This is a genomic window from Mesorhizobium sp. P160187 (genome assembly GCF_057766425.1).
The window spans coordinates 2,268,516-2,283,898 of the sequence record NZ_JBYMDX010000003.1 but is presented as its reverse complement, the minus strand read 5'-3'; the positions used below and the strand labels follow the sequence as shown (position 1 = coordinate 2,283,898).

The window sequence follows — 15,383 nt, the reverse complement described above, 5'->3', positions numbered from 1 at the left end:
CGTCGGTGGCAGCATGTCTGGGAAAGGTCGGGCAGGAGGGGCATGGCGTTGGCGCCATGCCCCTCAGCTCATGCGAGGATCGTCAGTTCGACTGCGCGCCGCCACCACCGTAAATGTCGAAATCGAAGTATTTCTTCGATATCTCGTCATATTTGCCGTTCGAGCGGATCGCCTTGATGCCGGCGTTGATCTTGGCCTTAAGGTCGGTGTCTTCCTTGCGCACGCCGGCGCCCACGCCCGGTCCGAGCACTTCATCGTCCGGAGCCACCATGCCCTTCAGATCGCAGCAGGCCTTGCCCTGGTCCGACTTCAGAAATGCGTCGAGCGCGATCGAATCCGCCTGGACGGCGTCGAGGCGGCCTGCGGCCAGATCGTTGTTGGCTTCGTCCTGCGTCTGGTATTCCTTGATCTCGGCAGCCGTGGGCCCGAAATGCTTCTTCGCATAGGCCGAATGGGTGGTCGACACCTGCACGCCGAGCACTTTGCCCTTGAGATCGTCCGGCGTGGCGCCGAATTTCTGGTCCTTCGGTCCGATGATGGCGGTCGGCGTGTTGTAGTACTTGTCCGAGAAGTCGATGGTCTTCTCGCGTTCGGCGGTGATCGACATCGAACTGGCGATGACGTCGATCTTCTTGGTCGTCAGCGCCGGGATGATGCCGTCCCAGGCGACAGGCGTGATGACGCAGTCGAGCTTCTCCTCGGCGCAGACGGCGTCGATGAACTCGATTTCCCAGCCAACCCATTTGCCGGAAGCGTCCGGCGAGGTGAAGGGCGGATAGGGCTCGGCGGCGACGCCGATCTTGACCGGATCGGCCTTGGCCACGCCCATGGCGGCGACGCCGAGCAGCAGCGCTGCGGCGAATGTTTTCAGAACAGTCTTCATGTCACGACTCCCAGTTTGTTGTTGGTTCCCGGTTTTCTTCCGTCCCGGCTTGTCCTAGCCGATGTTGCGGATGAACTGCTTCAGCCTTTCGGATTTCGGTGCGCCGAATATCTGCTCCGGCGGCCCCTCTTCCTCGACCAGCCCGTTGCAGAGGTAGACGACATGGGTCGCGACCTCGCGGGCGAACTTCATTTCATGCGTGACCAGCACCATGGTGCGGCCCTCGCGCGCCAGGTCGCCGATCACCTTCAGCACCTCGCCGACCAGCTCCGGGTCCAGCGCCGAGGTCGGCTCGTCGAACAGCATGACGCGCGGGTTGATGGCCAGGGCGCGGGCGATCGCCGCGCGCTGCTGCTGGCCGCCCGAGAGATAGGCCGGATAGACGTCGCGCTTTTCGGCGAGGCCGACGCGCGCCAAAAGCTTTTCGGCTTCCCTGATCGCCACGTCGCGCCTGACGCCCAGAACATGCACCGGAACCTCGATGACGTTCTCGATCAGCGTCATGTGGCTCCACAGGTTGAAGTTCTGGAACACCATGCCGAGCTTGGCGCGGATGCGTTCGATCTGCCGGCGGTCGGCGGGCACGGTGTGGCCGTGGCTGTCGGCCTTGAGTTTGATCTCCTCGCCATTGACGCGGATGATGCCGCTGGTCGGGTTTTCCAGGCAGTTGATGCAGCGCAGCAGCGTCGACTTGCCGGAACCCGAGCCGCCGATAATGGCGATCACCTCGCCGTCGCGCGCCGACAGCGAAACGCCTTTCAGCACATGCAGATGGCCGAATTTCTTGTGCAGGTTCTCGACATGGATGGCCTCGGCAGCGCCGTCCTGCGCCTTGCCGGATTGGACTCTGGCGGTTCCCGCCGCGCTCACCGGGGAACCTCTGCCACAGGGTCCACGGCAGATCGTCGAACGTCTATCCGGCTAATCAACATACGCTGTAATGCCCACTCCAGACTTCAGCATGGACCCAACAGCGCGAGCCCGTCAATCCCGCTCATTACGGCACTTGCGGCCTTATTGTGCAAGTGTATAAATAGCCTCCGATGAAATTTCTTCCATTTTTTTCACCCTGAACACGGCATTGAAAAGGGCACCGATGAGCGCTTTCGGATCACAGTCCATGGCGGCGCCGTTGCGGCGCGTGCTGATGCGGTCGGCGGCCAATGCCATGCGCGGTGCCGACCGGGCTATCTGGCAATATGGCCCGGGTTTCGACCCGGCGAAAGCGGCGGCGCAGCACGCGGCTCTCGCTGAGCTGGTGACGGCGTCCGGCGCCGAAATCGAATGGATCGATGACAATGCCGACGGGCTGTCGGATTCCGTATTCACCCACGACCCGTCGCTGATGACCGACCGCGGCGCGCTGATCCTGTCCATGGGCAAGCCATTGCGCGCCCGGGAGCCATCGCTGCATGAGGAAACCTACACACGCCTGGGTATTCCTATCCTCGGCCGCGTCGAGGCTCCCGGCCAGGTCGAAGGCGGCGATTGCGTATGGCTGGATAAAAACACGCTGGTAATCGGGCGCGGGGTGCGCTCCAACCAGGAAGGCATACAGCAGGTTTCCAACCTGCTGACGCCGCTCGGCATTTCCGTCTACGGCTTCGATCTGCCGCTGTGGCAGGGCGAGGAGGCGTGCCTGCATCTGATGTCGGTGATCAGCCCGCTGGCCGACGACCTGGCCCTGGTCTATTCACCGCTTTTGCCGGCGCCGTTCTACCAGTTGCTGAAGGCGCGCGGCATCCGGCTGGTGGAAGGCGACGCCGAAGAGTTTGCCGCGTCCAACGGCCTCAGCCTGAACGTGCTGCCGACCAGCCCGCATAAAGTCATTGCCGTCGCCGGCTTTCCCAAGACCAGGGCCGCGATGGAAGCCGCCGGCTGCACGGTTCAAATCTTCGAGGCGGATGCCCTCTGCATCGCCTGCGAAGGTGGGCCGACATGCCTGACGCGGCCCATCCTGCGGCAATGAATGAGCGCCGCAAGTTCCGCCGCGAGGGCGAGGAGCGGCGGCGGCAGGATCTGATCGACGCGACCCTGGACAGCGTGGCCGAACATGGGCTGGAGGGCGCCAGCCTGCGCACCATCGCACTGCGCGCCGGCGTCACCGCGGGGCTGATCCGGCACTATTTCCCCGGCAAGGAAGACTTGCTGCAGGAAGCGTACGCGGCGCTGATGGGCCGTATGACCGAGCAGGCGAAGGCGGCATTGCTCATGGAAGACGCCGCGCCGCGCCAGCGCCTTGCGGCCTTCGTTACCGCCAACCTCAACGCCCCGATCATCGATGCACGCGTGTTTTCGCTCTGGGCAACCTTCATCGGCCGCGCCGGCGCGGATCCGAGCCTGGCTCGCGCCCACCGCGAAGGCTATCTTGGCTTTCGCAACGAGGTGGAAGCAGTCGTTGCCGAAGTGCTCGGCGCCGAGCAGCGCAGGCCAAACGCAAATGAACTGCGCCGCCATGCCATTGCCATCAACGCGATCATCGACGGGCTCTGGATCGAAGGCTGTCTGGCCGCAGAGATGTTCTCGCCTGGCGAATTGGCGGCGATCGGCGTCAAAGCCATAGAGGCCGAGCTCGGCCTCGCGCCGCAAAAGGGAGAGAACCTATGACCACCATCGGCGAAGCGCTGATCACGCTGCTCGAAGCGCATGGCGTCGACACCGTTTTCGGCATTCCTGGCGTCCACACTGTCGAGCTTTACCGCGGGCTGGCGCGTTCAAAGATACGCCATGTCACGCCGCGTCACGAACAGGGCGCCGGCTTCATGGCCGACGGCTATGCCCGTGCCAGCGGCCGGCCGGGCGTTGCCTTTGTCATCACCGGACCGGGGCTGACCAACACCATCACCGCAATGGGCCAGGCGCGCGCCGATTCGGTGCCGATGCTGGTGATTTCGGGCGTCAACGCGATGCCGACGCTGGGCAAGGGGCTGGGCTTCCTGCACGAACTGCCGGACCAGCGCGGCATGATGGAGAAGGTGGCGCTGTTTTCGCAGCGTGTCACCGAGGCCAGCGAATTGCCGGGCGCTTTGGCGCGGGCCTTTGCGCTGTTTTCGTCGTCGCGGCCAGGCCCCGTCCATATCGAGATCCCGACCGACGTCATGGTCAAACCGGCCGACGGCATCGCTGCTTCGCTCACCAATGCAGCGCCGCCGGCGCCGGATGGCGCGGCCATTGCCGAGGCAGCCAAACTGATCGCAGCCGCGCGCCGGCCGCTGATCCTTGCCGGTGGCGGCGCCAAGCGCGCCGAACAGCCACTGCAGCGCCTGGCCGAGCGGCTCGGCGCACCTGTCGTCCAGACCGCCAATGCGCGCGGTCTGCTGCACGCGCATCCGCTTTGCGTGCCGGCCAGCCCCAGCCTGAAGGCGGTGCGTGCGCTGATGGCAGACGCCGATCTGGTCATCGCTGCCGGCACCGAATTCGGCCCGACCGACTATGACGGTTACAGCGACGGCGGCTTCGTGCTGCCCGCCAACCTGATCCGCATCGATATCGGCGCCGACCAGCTCGCCCGCCGCCCGGTGAGCGTCGGCATCCAGGCCGATTGCGCGGAGGCGCTTGGCGCACTGCTTGGCGCGCTCCACCCTGATCATGCCGCGGCGAAGGACGGCGAGAGCCGCGCAGCCGCGTCGAGGAAGGCGGCCTTTGCCGAGCTCAGCCCGGCTTATGCCGCGCAGGTGCGTGCGGTGGAAACCATTCGCGACGCGCTGCCGGGCGCCATCATCGTCGGCGATTCCACCCAGCCGATCTACGCCGCCAACCTTTACTACGACCATGACCGGCCAGGCGGCTGGTTCAACGCCGCCACCGGTTTCGGCGCGCTCGGCTACGGACCACCGGCGGCGATCGGCGCAGCCCTTGCCATGCCCGGCGTGCCGGTGGTCTGCCTCACCGGCGACGGCGGCTTCCAGTTCACCTTGCCGGAGCTGGGCGCGGCGCTCGATGCACCCGCACCGGTCATCTTCGTCGTCTGGAACAACAGAGGCTATCGCGAGATCGAAACGTCGATGCTCGATGTCGGCGTCGAGCCGGTCGGCGTGTCGCCGGCGCCGCCGGATTTCTGCAAGCTGGCCGAGGCCTACGGCATATCAGCCGAACGGCTTGCCGGTACTGCCGGTCTCGCCGATGCGCTCAAGCGCGCACGCGCAACCAGACTGCCGCACGTCATCGAAATCACCATCGACTGACGCCTGGCCGCGCCCGTACGTCCATGCGCGGGGGTCGGAAGGGGCGGTCGGCGGCTTCGAGCGATGCAAAGACGCAACAACTGCCATGTCGAGATGTCGGTTGAGTGATCGTGCAAAAGGCGCGACGCTCTGCGTCGGCGCGGCACGACAAGCGACATAATATAAGAAACGACAGGAGCGTCCAGGATGACGGAAACAGTTCAGGGCAAGCATATCGTGGTGACCGGTGGCACCGGGGCGCTGGGTGCCGCGGTCGTCGGCAAATTGCTGGCGGACGGCGCGATCTGCCATGTGCCCAATGCCCACGCGTCGGCCCCCTCGCATTTCCCCTTCGCGGCCCATGATCGCGTCCGGCTGGCGCATAATGTCGATCTCGCCGATCCTGCCAAGGTCGATGCCTTCTATGACAGCGTTCCCGAATTGTGGGCCTCCATCCATCTGGCCGGCGGCTTTGCCATGGCCCCCGTCGAGAAAATCGAATCCGCATCCTTTGCCGAAATGATGGACACCAACGCCCGCACCGCCTTTCTGTGCTGCCGCGCGGCAGTGCGCTCCATGCTGGGCTCGAACACAGCGGGCCGCATCGTCAATGTCACGGCACGCGCCGGGCTCGACCCGCGCAGAGGCGCGGGCATGGTCGCCTATACCGCGAGCAAAGCGGCGGTGGCGGCGATGACCGTGGCGATGGCGGAAGAGCTGAAGCACAAAGGCATACTGGTCAACGCGGTAGCGCCCTCGACGCTCGATACGCCGGCCAACCGCGCCGACATGCCGGATTCCGATTTCGGCAAATGGGTCAGCCTCGAAGCCGCCGCCGAGGCAATCGCCTATCTGGCATCACCGGCCAATCTGGCGATGAGCGGGACGCTGGCGCCACTTTACGGCCGCGCCTGAAGTTCCGCCGCGCAGGCGACTCATTTGGTTTGGCTTCCGATGGCGGTCTTTGCCGACCTCGCCTGATCTACAGCGGAGGTTGGCCATTCAATCATGGCGACCGCCGACGCCTCCACGGCATTAGAAGGCCTGCGACTACGTCAGGTTCGAGACGCCCGCTTCCACGACCTCGACTGCGTCGCCGATGGCGATCGCGCCGGCGTTGTTGGGAATCGCATTCTGGCCGAAGATGATGCCGCCCTTGGCGGAGCGGTGGAGTTTGCCAAGCGTCTGCAACGGCTCGCGCGGGTCCGGCTGCTCGCCGCTCAACGGATCTCGGGTGGTGATGACGCAGCGCGAGCAGGGCTTTGCGATGCGAAACTCGACAGCGCCGATGCGGATCGTCTTCCAGCTGTCTTCGAGCCATGCGCCGTCTGCGTCGACGACGATGTTTGGCCGGAACCGCGCCATCTCGATGGGCGTGGCAAGATGGCTGTTCAGATGGTTCAGCGAGCCTGTCGTGGCGATCAGCAGCGGAAAACCGTCGGCAAAGCCGACGAAATCGCCGGGTTGGCCGAATTCCGCATCGACCGGCCGGTTTCGCGGATCGTCGAAATAGACGAGGTCGACGGGCCGGCCAAGAATAGCCGAGAGATATGCACCGGCGGCCGGATCGCCCGGCCGCGCGGCAACCATATCCTTCCAGATCTTGACTTGCCGGAGCGCGGTGCCGGGAGCCGGTGCCTCGACGAAGTGCGAGCCATGCCTGTCATGCTTCAACAGGATGCCCGTTTGGCGATGCTCGACGTCGATCGTCGTCATATCAGGTATCTGGCGAATGGTGAGGAACTGCCCATCCTTGTCGACGACCATCCAACGGCGGTCGCCTTCCATGCCCATTGTCTCGATGTCGGCGCTCGGCACGGCATGGCCGCGCAGGCTCTTGACCGGATAGCGATAGAGTTCGACGACCTTCATCGCGCATGCTTCTCCGTTGCCCGAAGGGCCGGACTTCCGTGTTTACGTCTGCAACGACAGCCGAGCCTACAGCCGCGCATGCGGAATTGAAGGGGTTCCGCCGTCTTTGTCTTGTGCCAACCGCGTCGCCGAGCATGAAAAAACCCGCGAGCCTTGCGGCCCGCGGGTCTTCTTGTTCAAGCCGCGCGTGAGGCGCAGCCGAGGTTTACGCTTGCGCGAAGCGACTTACGCGCTGCGCGCGAAGCGGCTTAGCTGCCCTGCTTCTTCAGCGCGGCGCCAAGGATGTCGCCCAGCGAAGCGCCGGAGTCGGTAGAGCCGTACTGTGCGACGGCTTCCTTCTCTTCGGCGATTTCCAGCGCCTTGATCGAGACCTGCAGCTTGCGGGTCTTCTTGTCGAAGGCGATCACGCGGGCGTCCAGCTTCTGGCCGACCGAGAAGCGCTCGGGGCGCTGCTCGTCACGGTCACGGCTGAGGTCGTTGCGCTTGATGAAGGTTTCGATGCCGCTGTCGACCAGCCGCACTTCCAGGCCGCCATCCTTGATGCCGGTGACTTCGCAGGTGACGACCGCGTTCTTGCGCAGTTCGCCTGAAGTCGCCGCTTCGCCGACCGTATCCTTGGCCAGCTGCTTGATGCCGAGCGAGATGCGCTCCTTGTCGATGTCGACGTCGAGCACCTGCGCCTTGACCATGTCGCCGCGATTGTACTCTTCGATGACCTGCTCGCCCGGACGGGTCCAGTCGAGGTCCGAGAGGTGCACCATGCCGTCCACGTCGCCTTCAAGGCCGATGAACAGGCCGAACTCGGTCTTGTTCTTGACCTCGCCCTCGACCTGGCTGCCGACCGGATGGCTCGCGGCAAAAGCCTGCCACGGATTCTCGAGCGTCTGCTTGAGGCCGAGCGAGATGCGGCGCTTGGCCGGATCGACCTCGAGCACGACCACGTCGACTTCCTGCGTCGTCGACAGGATCTTGCCGGGGTGCACGTTCTTCTTGGTCCACGACATTTCCGAAACGTGGATGAGGCCTTCGATGCCCGGCTCCAGCTCGACGAACGCGCCGTAGTCGGTGATGTTGGTGACGGTACCCTTGATCTTCTTGCCGATCGGGAACTTGGTGCCGATCTCGGACCACGGATCGCTCTCGAGCTGCTTCATGCCGAGCGAGATGCGGTGGGTTTCCTGGTTGATGCGGATGATCTGCACCTTGACCGTCTGACCGATGTTGAGGATTTCGGTCGGATGGTTGACGCGGCGCCACGCCATGTCGGTGACATGCAGCAGGCCATCGATGCCGCCGAGGTCGACGAACGCACCGTAGTCGGTGATGTTCTTGACGACGCCTTCGACAACCTGGCCCTCTTCGAGGTTCTGCACGATTTCCGAACGCTGTTCGGCGCGGCTTTCCTCGAGCACGGTGCGGCGCGACACAACGATGTTGCCGCGGCGGCGATCCATCTTGAGGATCTCGAAGGGCTGCGGGTTGTGCATCAGCGGGGAGACATCGCGGATCGGGCGGATATCGACCTGGCTGCGCGGCAGAAAGGCCACGGCGCCGTCGAGGTCGACAGTGAAGCCGCCCTTGACCTGGTTGAAGATGACGCCTTCGACGCGCTCACCCTTGGTGAACTTCTCTTCGAGCTTGACCCAGCTCTCTTCGCGGCGGGCTTTGTCGCGCGACAGGACGGCTTCGCCCAGCGCGTTTTCGATGCGCTCGACCATGACCTCGACCGTGTCGCCGACCTTGAGCGTCGAGTCCTTGCCCTTGACGCCGAATTCCTTCAGCGGCACGCGGCCTTCGACCTTGAGGCCGACATCGATGATGGCCATGTCTTTTTCGATCGCCAGGATCGTGCCCTTGACGACCTGACCTTCGCCGGAGTGGCCGGCGGTAAATGATTCTTCGAGCAGGCTCGCGAAATCGTCGCGAGTGGGATTTGCAGCTGACATATTTTCTCCTGGAGTGCCCCGCATCTCTTGCGGGACGGGCGCCGTGGGTTAGCGTTGCGTTGGCCTGCCGGCGTTCCGGGCTACAAAAGCCCTGGGCCGCCTAAGCGGCAATTCCGGCGCATGAAGAATGCTGGCAGGCTGGTTCGTGCCCGATATGGGTATTTTCTTCGCTTCCGGCAATCGGTGGCAGCGGGAAAACCCTGGATCAGGCTTTATCTCTCTTGGCCAAGGCGTCGTCGATGATCGCTTTGGCCGCCAGAAACGCGGCCTCTATAGCCATTTCGGAGGTATCAAGCAAGTGCGCGTCCGCCGCCGGCTTCAGCGGCGAGTCGGCCCTGCCCATGTCGCGCTCGTCGCGGCGCATGATATCGGCAAGGATTTCGGCGAAATTGGCAGTGCCGCCGATGCTCTCGATTTCCGCCAGCCGGCGCTGCGCCCGGACCTGCGCACTCGCCGTCACATAGAGTTTTATGTCGGCGTCAGGGGACACGACCGTGCCGATGTCGCGCCCGTCGAGCACCGCGCCCGGCGGCGTTTTGGCGAAATCGCGCTGCTTTTCGACCAGGATGCGCCGAACGGTAGGGTAAACCGCTACCTTCGAAGCCGCTTCGCCGACAGCATGCGCCGACAGCACCGCACGGTCGAGCTTTGCCAGATCAACCTGGCGTGCGGCGGTTTCGGCCGCCGAGACATTGTCGAGCGGCAGCGCATACTGAAGCAGCGCATAGGCGACGGCGCGGTAGGTCAGGCCGGTGTCGAGCAGATTGAGGCGGTAGTGGTCGGCGAGCCGCCGGGCAAGCGTGCCTTTGCCGGCGCCGGCGGGACCGTCGATGGCGATGGTGAAGGTCATTGGCGGGCCAACACGAAAGACAGACGCCGCGATCCTTCGCGCCCCCCTCTGTCCTGCCGGACATCTCCCCCTCCAGGGGGGAGATCAGAAGCTTCTGCGCCCCACTCTTTCCTGCAATTTCGAAAACTGGCGAAAGCCGCTGTGACGGCCGATCTCCCCCCTTGCGGGGGAGATGTCCGGCAGGACAGAGGGGGGTGCTGTCCCGCCGACATCTCTGCTTGCTTTGCGCTTGACATCAACCTACCCGATCTCCGCACCGAGCCCCGTCATCAGCCCCATGAACTCCGGGAAACTCGTCGCGATCATGGCGGCGTCGTCGATGGTCACCGGCTTTTCCGTTGCCAGCCCCATCACCAGGAAGCTCATGGCGATACGATGGTCGAGATGCGTCTGCACCGTCGTGTCCTGGCCATTGGGATGGCCGCCGAGCCCTTTGCCGCCGGGCTTTCCGCGCACCGCGAGCGAAGCCTCGCCTTCGGTGCAGTCGACGCCGTTGAGCTTCAGCCCATTGGCAACCGCTGCCAGTCGGTCGGATTCCTTCACCCGCAACTCTTCCAGCCCCTGCATAAGCGTCTCGCCCTCGGCGAAGCTCGCGGCAACAGCCAGCACCGGGTATTCGTCGATCATAGACGGCGCCCGCTCGGGCGGCACGGAGACGCCCTTGAGCTCGGAGTAGCGCACGCGCAGATCGGCGACATCCTCGCCGCCGGCATTGCGCGGGTTCAAGATGTCGATCTGGGCGCCCATTTCCTGCAGCGTTAGAAGCAGGCCGGTGCGGGTGGGGTTCATCAGCACGTTCTCGATGACGATGTCCGAACCCGGCACGATCAGTGCCGCGACCAGCGGGAAGCCGGCCGAGGAGGGGTCGCCGGGCACGGCGATGGTCTGCCCCGTCAATTTGCCCTGGCCCTCGATGAAGATGTGGCGCACGCCGCGCTCGTCGGTCTCGACCGAGAGATTGGCGCCAAATCCCCTAAGCATCTTTTCGGTATGATCGCGCGTCATCACCGGCTCGATCACGGTGGTGATGCCGGGCGTGTTGAGGCCTGCCAGCAGCACGGCCGACTTCACCTGCGCCGAGGCCATCGGCACGCGGTAGGTGATGGGCGCGGCGTGTTTCGGCCCATGCAGCGTGATCGGCATGCGGTCGCCCGGCGTCGCCTTCAGCACCTGCACGCCCATCTGGCGCAAGGGTTCGAGCACGCGGCCCATCGGCCGTCCCGACAGCGATGCGTCGCCGATGAAGGTCGTTTCCATGTCGTAAGTGCCGACGAGGCCCATTGTGAGGCGGGAGCCGGTACCGGCATTGCCGAAATCAAGCGGGCCTTCCGGCTGCAGCAGCGCGCCATTTCCGGTGCCGCGGATCACCCACTCGGCGCCGCGCTTCTCGATATGCGCGCCCATCGCCTTCATGGCGGCCGCCGTGCGCATCACATCCTCGCCTTCGAGCAGGCCGGTGACGCGGGTTTCGCCGGAGGCAAGGCCGCCGAACATCATGGAACGGTGCGAAATCGACTTGTCGCCCGGCACCCGAGCGGTGCCGGAAAGGGCGGATGATTTGCGGGCGGTGGCCGGCTTGGCAGCGGCGGCGTGAGACATGGAATTTCCCTGGACGGAATGCCGGCGCACCGGCGCTTTTCATTTGTTGCGGCGGTCTCGTATCACGGCGGGCACGAATGGTCATCCCCATGGTCGTCGCTTGGCGCGAGGCCTTTCAGTGCTTGGTTTTGTGACGCCGGCTTTTCGCTTTGACAGCGCGGTAAACTGTGGTTAAGGGGACCACTCTTTTACTGACGAGGCTTGACGTGGCAAAAAACGAACTTGGCACAAAGCGTGTCGACCCTGAAACGGGCCGAAAATTCTACGACCTGAACAAGGACCCTATCGTCTCGCCCTATACGGGCAAGACCTATCCGCGTTCCTATTTCGAGGACGGCAAGATCGCCGCCCTCGAAGAGGAAGAGGAAGTGGCCGAGAAGGAAGTGGACGCCGAGGAAGAAGAAGGCGTTGAAGTCGTCTCGCTTGAAGAGGCCGACGAAGACGTCAAGGCCGGCGACGAGCTTCCCGATCTGGGCGACGACGAGGACGATGTCGATCTAGGCGACGATGAGGACGATACTTTCCTTGCCGACGAAGAGGAAGAAGACGACGACGTCGCCGACATGATCGGCGTCGGCGACGACGACGACGAAGTCTAGGAACGCTTCGAACGCATGCATTTAGCGGCGTTCACGGGCTATGACGAAAAAGCGGCCCTCGAAGGCTTGATCTTCAGGGAAGGCGGGGTTAGAAGCCGCCTGCACTAAACGGCGCGGTCCTGAAACCCGCGCCGGACCTCTCGCCGGCAACGGCGACGGCTGACTGCCGGAGTGGGGCCATAGCTCAGTTGGGAGAGCGCTTGAATGGCATTCAAGAGGTCGTCGGTTCGATCCCGATTGGCTCCACCAAACAGTCTTTTTCCGACGCTCGGTTTCGCGGCATTCGTGCTTGTCGCCTGCCAGTCGGCGCCTGAACCATCATCGCCGCCGCCAGCGCCCGCACCTCAGCCCATGGCGCCTGCCGCGATCTCTGCTCCTGATGGTGCGGCGGTCCTCGATCCATCCGTGCGGGTTATGCCGCCCGGCGAAGGCGTCCCGGCCAAATATGTCGCGTTTTCCGGCATATGGGGCGGACAGTTGGACGGGATGTATGACGGCAAGCTCGCCGTGCTGACGATTACGCGCGGCGGCAATGTCACCGCCACCTATGCCTGGGGCGATGTCGGCGACAACAAACCGGGCGTGGCCGACGGCGAAGGCAAGATTTTCGGCAACACGCTGAAACTGCGGCGCCTTCCCAATGGCGCGGACGTCAGCGCGGTCATTCAAGCGGACGGAACGCTGGCCGTCACCTATGGGCTTGCCGATCGCACCTATACGGGCACGTTCACCAAGCAGTAATCGCGAGAGCCAGTGTCAGCCTACGGCTGGCGCCTGCCCCGATCAGTGCAATCCGAATTCGCGCAGCAATTCTTCACGATAGCGCACGAAGCGGCTCTCGCTGCGCTCGCGCGGGCGTGGCAGGTCGATGTCGATCAACCGCGCCGCGCCGCCTTTCTCCTTGGGCAGGATCAGCACCCGGTCGGCAAGATAGATCGCCTCCTCCAGATCGTGGGTGACCATCACCATGGTGACGTTCTCCTCGCTCCAGATGCGCGCCAGTTCCTCCTGCATGCCGATCTTGGTCATGGCGTCCAGCGCCCCCAGCGGCTCGTCGAGCAGAAGGATCTCGGGCTGCACGGTGAGCGCCCGGGCGATGCCGACGCGCTGCGCCATGCCGCCGGAAAGCTGGCTCAGAAAAGCATCGGCAAATTCGGCAAGGCCGACCAGGGCGACGTAGAAGCGGGCGCGTTCCTCGGCCTGCCTCTTGGGAACACCGCGCACTTCGAGGCCGAAGGCGACATTGCCGAGCACGCTCAGCCAGGGCAGCAGCCGCGGTTCCTGGAAAATCACGGCACGCTCGGCGCCGACGCCATGCACCGGCTGGCCGTCGATCGCGACACCGCCGCTGTCGGCCGCCTCCAGCCCGGCCAGAATACGCAGCAACGTGGTCTTGCCGGAGCCGCTGGCGCCGACAATGACCAGGCATTCCCCCGAACGAATGTCGAGGTTGAGCGTCCGCAGCACGGCAAGCTGGCGCCCGCCGAGGCTGAAGGATTTGGACAGGTCGCGGATCGAGACCTCCCCGCCGCGGTTGGAACCGGTCATCTTGTCTCTCAGCTATTTCAGAGCTCAGTTGATCTTGGTTTCGCCGGGCCGGTACAGGATGTCGGCGGCTTTCAGCTTGCCCTTGGCCAGACGGCCGTCGCGCTCCAGCACGGCGGCCCAGAAGTCGATGTCGCGATCGGTCGCCTGCGCACCTTCGCGCAGACCAAAGCCGGTCCAGTAGCGGGCGAGATCGCCGTTTTCGCCGCGCTTGTCGAGGATAGTGGCCAGCACCTTGCGGGCTTCGTCCGGGTTCTGGCGCGACCAGTCCGAGGCGCGCGCCGACTGTTCGACGAAGTTGCGCGCCGCATCCGGGTTGGCGGCAATGAAGTCGCGCCTGAGTACGACGAAGCCGCCGGCGAGTTCGCCGAGCACCTGGGTGTCGTCGAACACGCCGCGCACGCCGCCGTTGGCGACCAGCGCGCCGGCAAAGGTCGCCTGCCAGTAGCCGAGGCCGGCAATGTCGACCTGGCGCGAGCGCAGCGTCTGCTCAAGCTGCGGGCCGGGCACGACAATGAGGTTGGCGGCGGTCGGCGGCAGGCCGACGCTGTGCAGGGCCTCACGCACCGTATAGTCGAGATGAGCGCCGAGCGTGTTGACCGAGATGGTCTTGCCGGCAATGTCGGCGATCGATTTGATCGGGCTGTCTTCCAGCACGTAGAAGACGCTCTTCACATCCTTGTTGATGCCGTTGCTCGGATACGCCGCGACGAAGTCGTTGCCGCCGGAGATTGAGTTGATCACCGCCGCGGTGGCGGCCGAGCCGATGTCGACGCTGCCGGAAGACAGCGCAAACAGCGATTCCGGTCCGCCCGAGGAATAGCCGACATTCTCCAGCTCGACGCCGAGCCCTTTGAAGTAGCCAAGCTCGTCGGCCAGCTCGTGCGGGGAGATGCTGCCACGGCTGGCGAGGTAGCGGAACTTGACGGCTGCGGCTTGCGCAAAGGCCATGCGCGGCAGGCCGGCGGCGATGAGGCCGGCGGCAAGCGGCGCGCCGGCAAGCAGCGAACGGCGGGTGATTTTCATGATCGGGTCCTTCCTGGAGGTAAACGGTGAGGGGCGGACTGCTCAGTTGACAGGATTGCTCCAGCGACAGAGCCGCCGCTGCAGGGTGACCAATGCCTGGTTGGCGATCAGGCCAAGCCCGGCGAGGATGACGATTGCCGCAAACATCAGCGGGATCTGGAAATTGTACTGCGCGTTCATCACCTGGAAGCCGATGCCCTTGTTGGCACCGATCATCTCGGACGCGATCAGCAGCAGCAGCGCCGTGGTGGCGCTCAGCCGCAAGCCGACGAAGATCGACGGCACGGCGCCCGGCAGTACGACGCGGCGAAACACGGTGAGCCGGCTCGCACCATAGACGCGCGCCATTTCAAGCAGCTTGGGATCGACTTCCTTGACGCCGCTGATGGTGTTGAGCAGCAGCGGAAACAGCGTCGCCCAGAAGATGACGAAGATCTTCGAGGTCTCGCCAAGTCCCAAGAGCAGGATGAACACCGGATAGAGCGCCAGCGCCGACGTCTGCCGGAACACCTGCAGGATCGGATCGAGCGCGGTTTCGACCGGGCGCACCTGGCCCATGAACAGGCCAAGCGGAATGGCAACGGCGACAGCCGCCGCAAAGGCGATGCCGGCGCGTTGCAGGCTGATGGCGATGTCGCCGAGCAGGCTGCCGCCGGCAAGCCCCTTCCAGAGTGCGACGACGATCATGTCGATCGGCGGCAGCACCGCCGCGTTGACCCAGCCGACGCTGCTCGCCACCTGCCAGAGCGCCAGGAAGCCGGCAAGCACGCCGTAGCGCTTCAGGAAGCGAACAGCCGCCTTGCTACCGAGGTTCAGGAAGTCGGTGCCGAGCCCAGTTTCGCCACCACTGCGGCGAACCGTGATCTGCCGATCGATGTGCTGCAGCGTCATTGCTTCACC

16 protein-coding genes and 1 tRNA gene are annotated in these 15,383 nt (G+C 64.5%); 7 read left to right on the top strand and 10 right to left on the bottom strand.

The window, feature by feature from the left end; translation table 11 throughout:
- Positions 1–82: 82 nt before the first annotated feature.
- The 3 genes from AC3CCE_RS14565 to AC3CCE_RS14555 all read right to left on the bottom strand — a co-directional run bounded on the left by AC3CCE_RS14565 (position 83) and on the right by AC3CCE_RS14555 (position 2,053).
- A complete protein-coding gene (locus tag AC3CCE_RS14565; protein WP_023671323.1) occupies positions 83–883 on the bottom strand; it encodes a transporter substrate-binding domain-containing protein in 801 nt (266 codons plus the stop codon).
- Between the two features lie 54 nt (positions 884–937).
- Entirely contained in the window at positions 938–1,753 is an 816-nt protein-coding gene (locus tag AC3CCE_RS14560) for an ABC transporter ATP-binding protein (protein WP_023736885.1), read from the bottom strand.
- A 144-nt stretch (positions 1,754–1,897) separates the two neighbouring features.
- Complete coding sequence (locus tag AC3CCE_RS14555; RefSeq protein ID WP_196813766.1) at positions 1,898–2,053, bottom strand: hypothetical protein; 156 nt, start codon at positions 2,051–2,053, stop codon at positions 1,898–1,900.
- Between AC3CCE_RS14555 and AC3CCE_RS14550 the strand changes: the two genes are divergently transcribed.
- From AC3CCE_RS14550 to AC3CCE_RS14535, 4 genes are all read left to right on the top strand, one after another.
- On the top strand, positions 1,980–2,852 hold the full coding sequence (locus tag AC3CCE_RS14550; RefSeq protein WP_352626382.1) for a dimethylarginine dimethylaminohydrolase family protein: 873 nt from the start codon (positions 1,980–1,982) through the stop codon (positions 2,850–2,852). The genes AC3CCE_RS14555 and AC3CCE_RS14550 overlap by 74 nt on opposite strands.
- Positions 2,822–3,490 (top strand): TetR family transcriptional regulator C-terminal domain-containing protein, encoded by a 669-nt coding sequence (locus AC3CCE_RS14545; RefSeq protein ID WP_352626383.1) that lies wholly within the window; start codon positions 2,822–2,824, stop codon positions 3,488–3,490. The genes AC3CCE_RS14550 and AC3CCE_RS14545 overlap by 31 nt, the downstream gene beginning before the upstream one ends.
- Entirely contained in the window at positions 3,487–5,067 is a 1,581-nt protein-coding gene (locus AC3CCE_RS14540; RefSeq protein WP_023739671.1) for a 5-guanidino-2-oxopentanoate decarboxylase, read from the top strand. Before AC3CCE_RS14545 ends, AC3CCE_RS14540 begins: the two co-directional genes overlap by 4 nt.
- Positions 5,068–5,253: 186 nt before the next feature.
- Positions 5,254–5,961 (top strand): SDR family NAD(P)-dependent oxidoreductase, encoded by a 708-nt coding sequence (locus AC3CCE_RS14535; protein WP_352535866.1) that lies wholly within the window; start codon positions 5,254–5,256, stop codon positions 5,959–5,961.
- 135 nt (positions 5,962–6,096) lie between these two features.
- On the opposite strand, the gene AC3CCE_RS14530 is transcribed toward AC3CCE_RS14535, so the two are convergent.
- The 4 genes from AC3CCE_RS14530 to aroA all read right to left on the bottom strand — a co-directional run bounded on the left by AC3CCE_RS14530 (position 6,097) and on the right by aroA (position 11,313).
- Positions 6,097–6,918 carry an MOSC domain-containing protein gene (locus tag AC3CCE_RS14530; protein ID WP_352626385.1) on the bottom strand — a complete coding sequence of 274 codons (822 nt, stop codon included), beginning with the start codon at positions 6,916–6,918 and terminating at the stop codon, positions 6,097–6,099.
- A gap of 248 nt (positions 6,919–7,166) precedes the next feature.
- Entirely contained in the window at positions 7,167–8,864 is a 1,698-nt protein-coding gene (gene rpsA, locus AC3CCE_RS14525; protein WP_023703671.1) for a 30S ribosomal protein S1, read from the bottom strand.
- A gap of 205 nt (positions 8,865–9,069) precedes the next feature.
- Entirely contained in the window at positions 9,070–9,714 is a 645-nt protein-coding gene (gene cmk / locus AC3CCE_RS14520) for a (d)CMP kinase (RefSeq protein WP_352626387.1), read from the bottom strand.
- 240 nt (positions 9,715–9,954) lie between these two features.
- Positions 9,955–11,313 carry a 3-phosphoshikimate 1-carboxyvinyltransferase gene (gene aroA, locus AC3CCE_RS14515; RefSeq protein ID WP_352626389.1) on the bottom strand — a complete coding sequence of 453 codons (1,359 nt, stop codon included), beginning with the start codon at positions 11,311–11,313 and terminating at the stop codon, positions 9,955–9,957.
- Positions 11,314–11,519: 206 nt separating this feature from the next.
- Between aroA and AC3CCE_RS14510 the strand changes: the two genes are divergently transcribed.
- From AC3CCE_RS14510 to AC3CCE_RS14500, 3 genes are all read left to right on the top strand, one after another.
- Positions 11,520–11,912 (top strand): TIGR02300 family protein, encoded by a 393-nt coding sequence (locus tag AC3CCE_RS14510; RefSeq protein ID WP_023683538.1) that lies wholly within the window; start codon positions 11,520–11,522, stop codon positions 11,910–11,912.
- Positions 11,913–12,085: 173 nt separating this feature from the next.
- Positions 12,086–12,161, top strand: a tRNA-Ala gene (locus AC3CCE_RS14505).
- A gap of 156 nt (positions 12,162–12,317) precedes the next feature.
- The gene (locus AC3CCE_RS14500; RefSeq protein ID WP_245260320.1) at positions 12,318–12,653 is read left to right on the top strand and encodes a hypothetical protein; all 336 of its coding nucleotides are present in this window, start codon (positions 12,318–12,320) and stop codon (positions 12,651–12,653) included.
- A gap of 42 nt (positions 12,654–12,695) precedes the next feature.
- Here the strand turns inward: AC3CCE_RS14500 and AC3CCE_RS14495 are convergent, their stop codons facing one another.
- Genes AC3CCE_RS14495 through AC3CCE_RS14485 form a run of 3 tightly spaced genes read right to left on the bottom strand, consistent with a single transcriptional unit; the run spans position 12,696 to position 15,374 of the window.
- Positions 12,696–13,460 carry an ABC transporter ATP-binding protein gene (locus AC3CCE_RS14495; protein WP_352626392.1) on the bottom strand — a complete coding sequence of 255 codons (765 nt, stop codon included), beginning with the start codon at positions 13,458–13,460 and terminating at the stop codon, positions 12,696–12,698.
- A gap of 24 nt (positions 13,461–13,484) precedes the next feature.
- Complete coding sequence (locus AC3CCE_RS14490; RefSeq protein WP_352626394.1) at positions 13,485–14,483, bottom strand: ABC transporter substrate-binding protein; 999 nt, start codon at positions 14,481–14,483, stop codon at positions 13,485–13,487.
- Between the two features lie 42 nt (positions 14,484–14,525).
- Positions 14,526–15,374, bottom strand: a complete 849-nt coding sequence (locus AC3CCE_RS14485) for an ABC transporter permease (protein ID WP_023806227.1) — start codon at positions 15,372–15,374, stop codon at positions 14,526–14,528.
- Between the last annotated feature and the right edge of the window lie 9 nt (positions 15,375–15,383).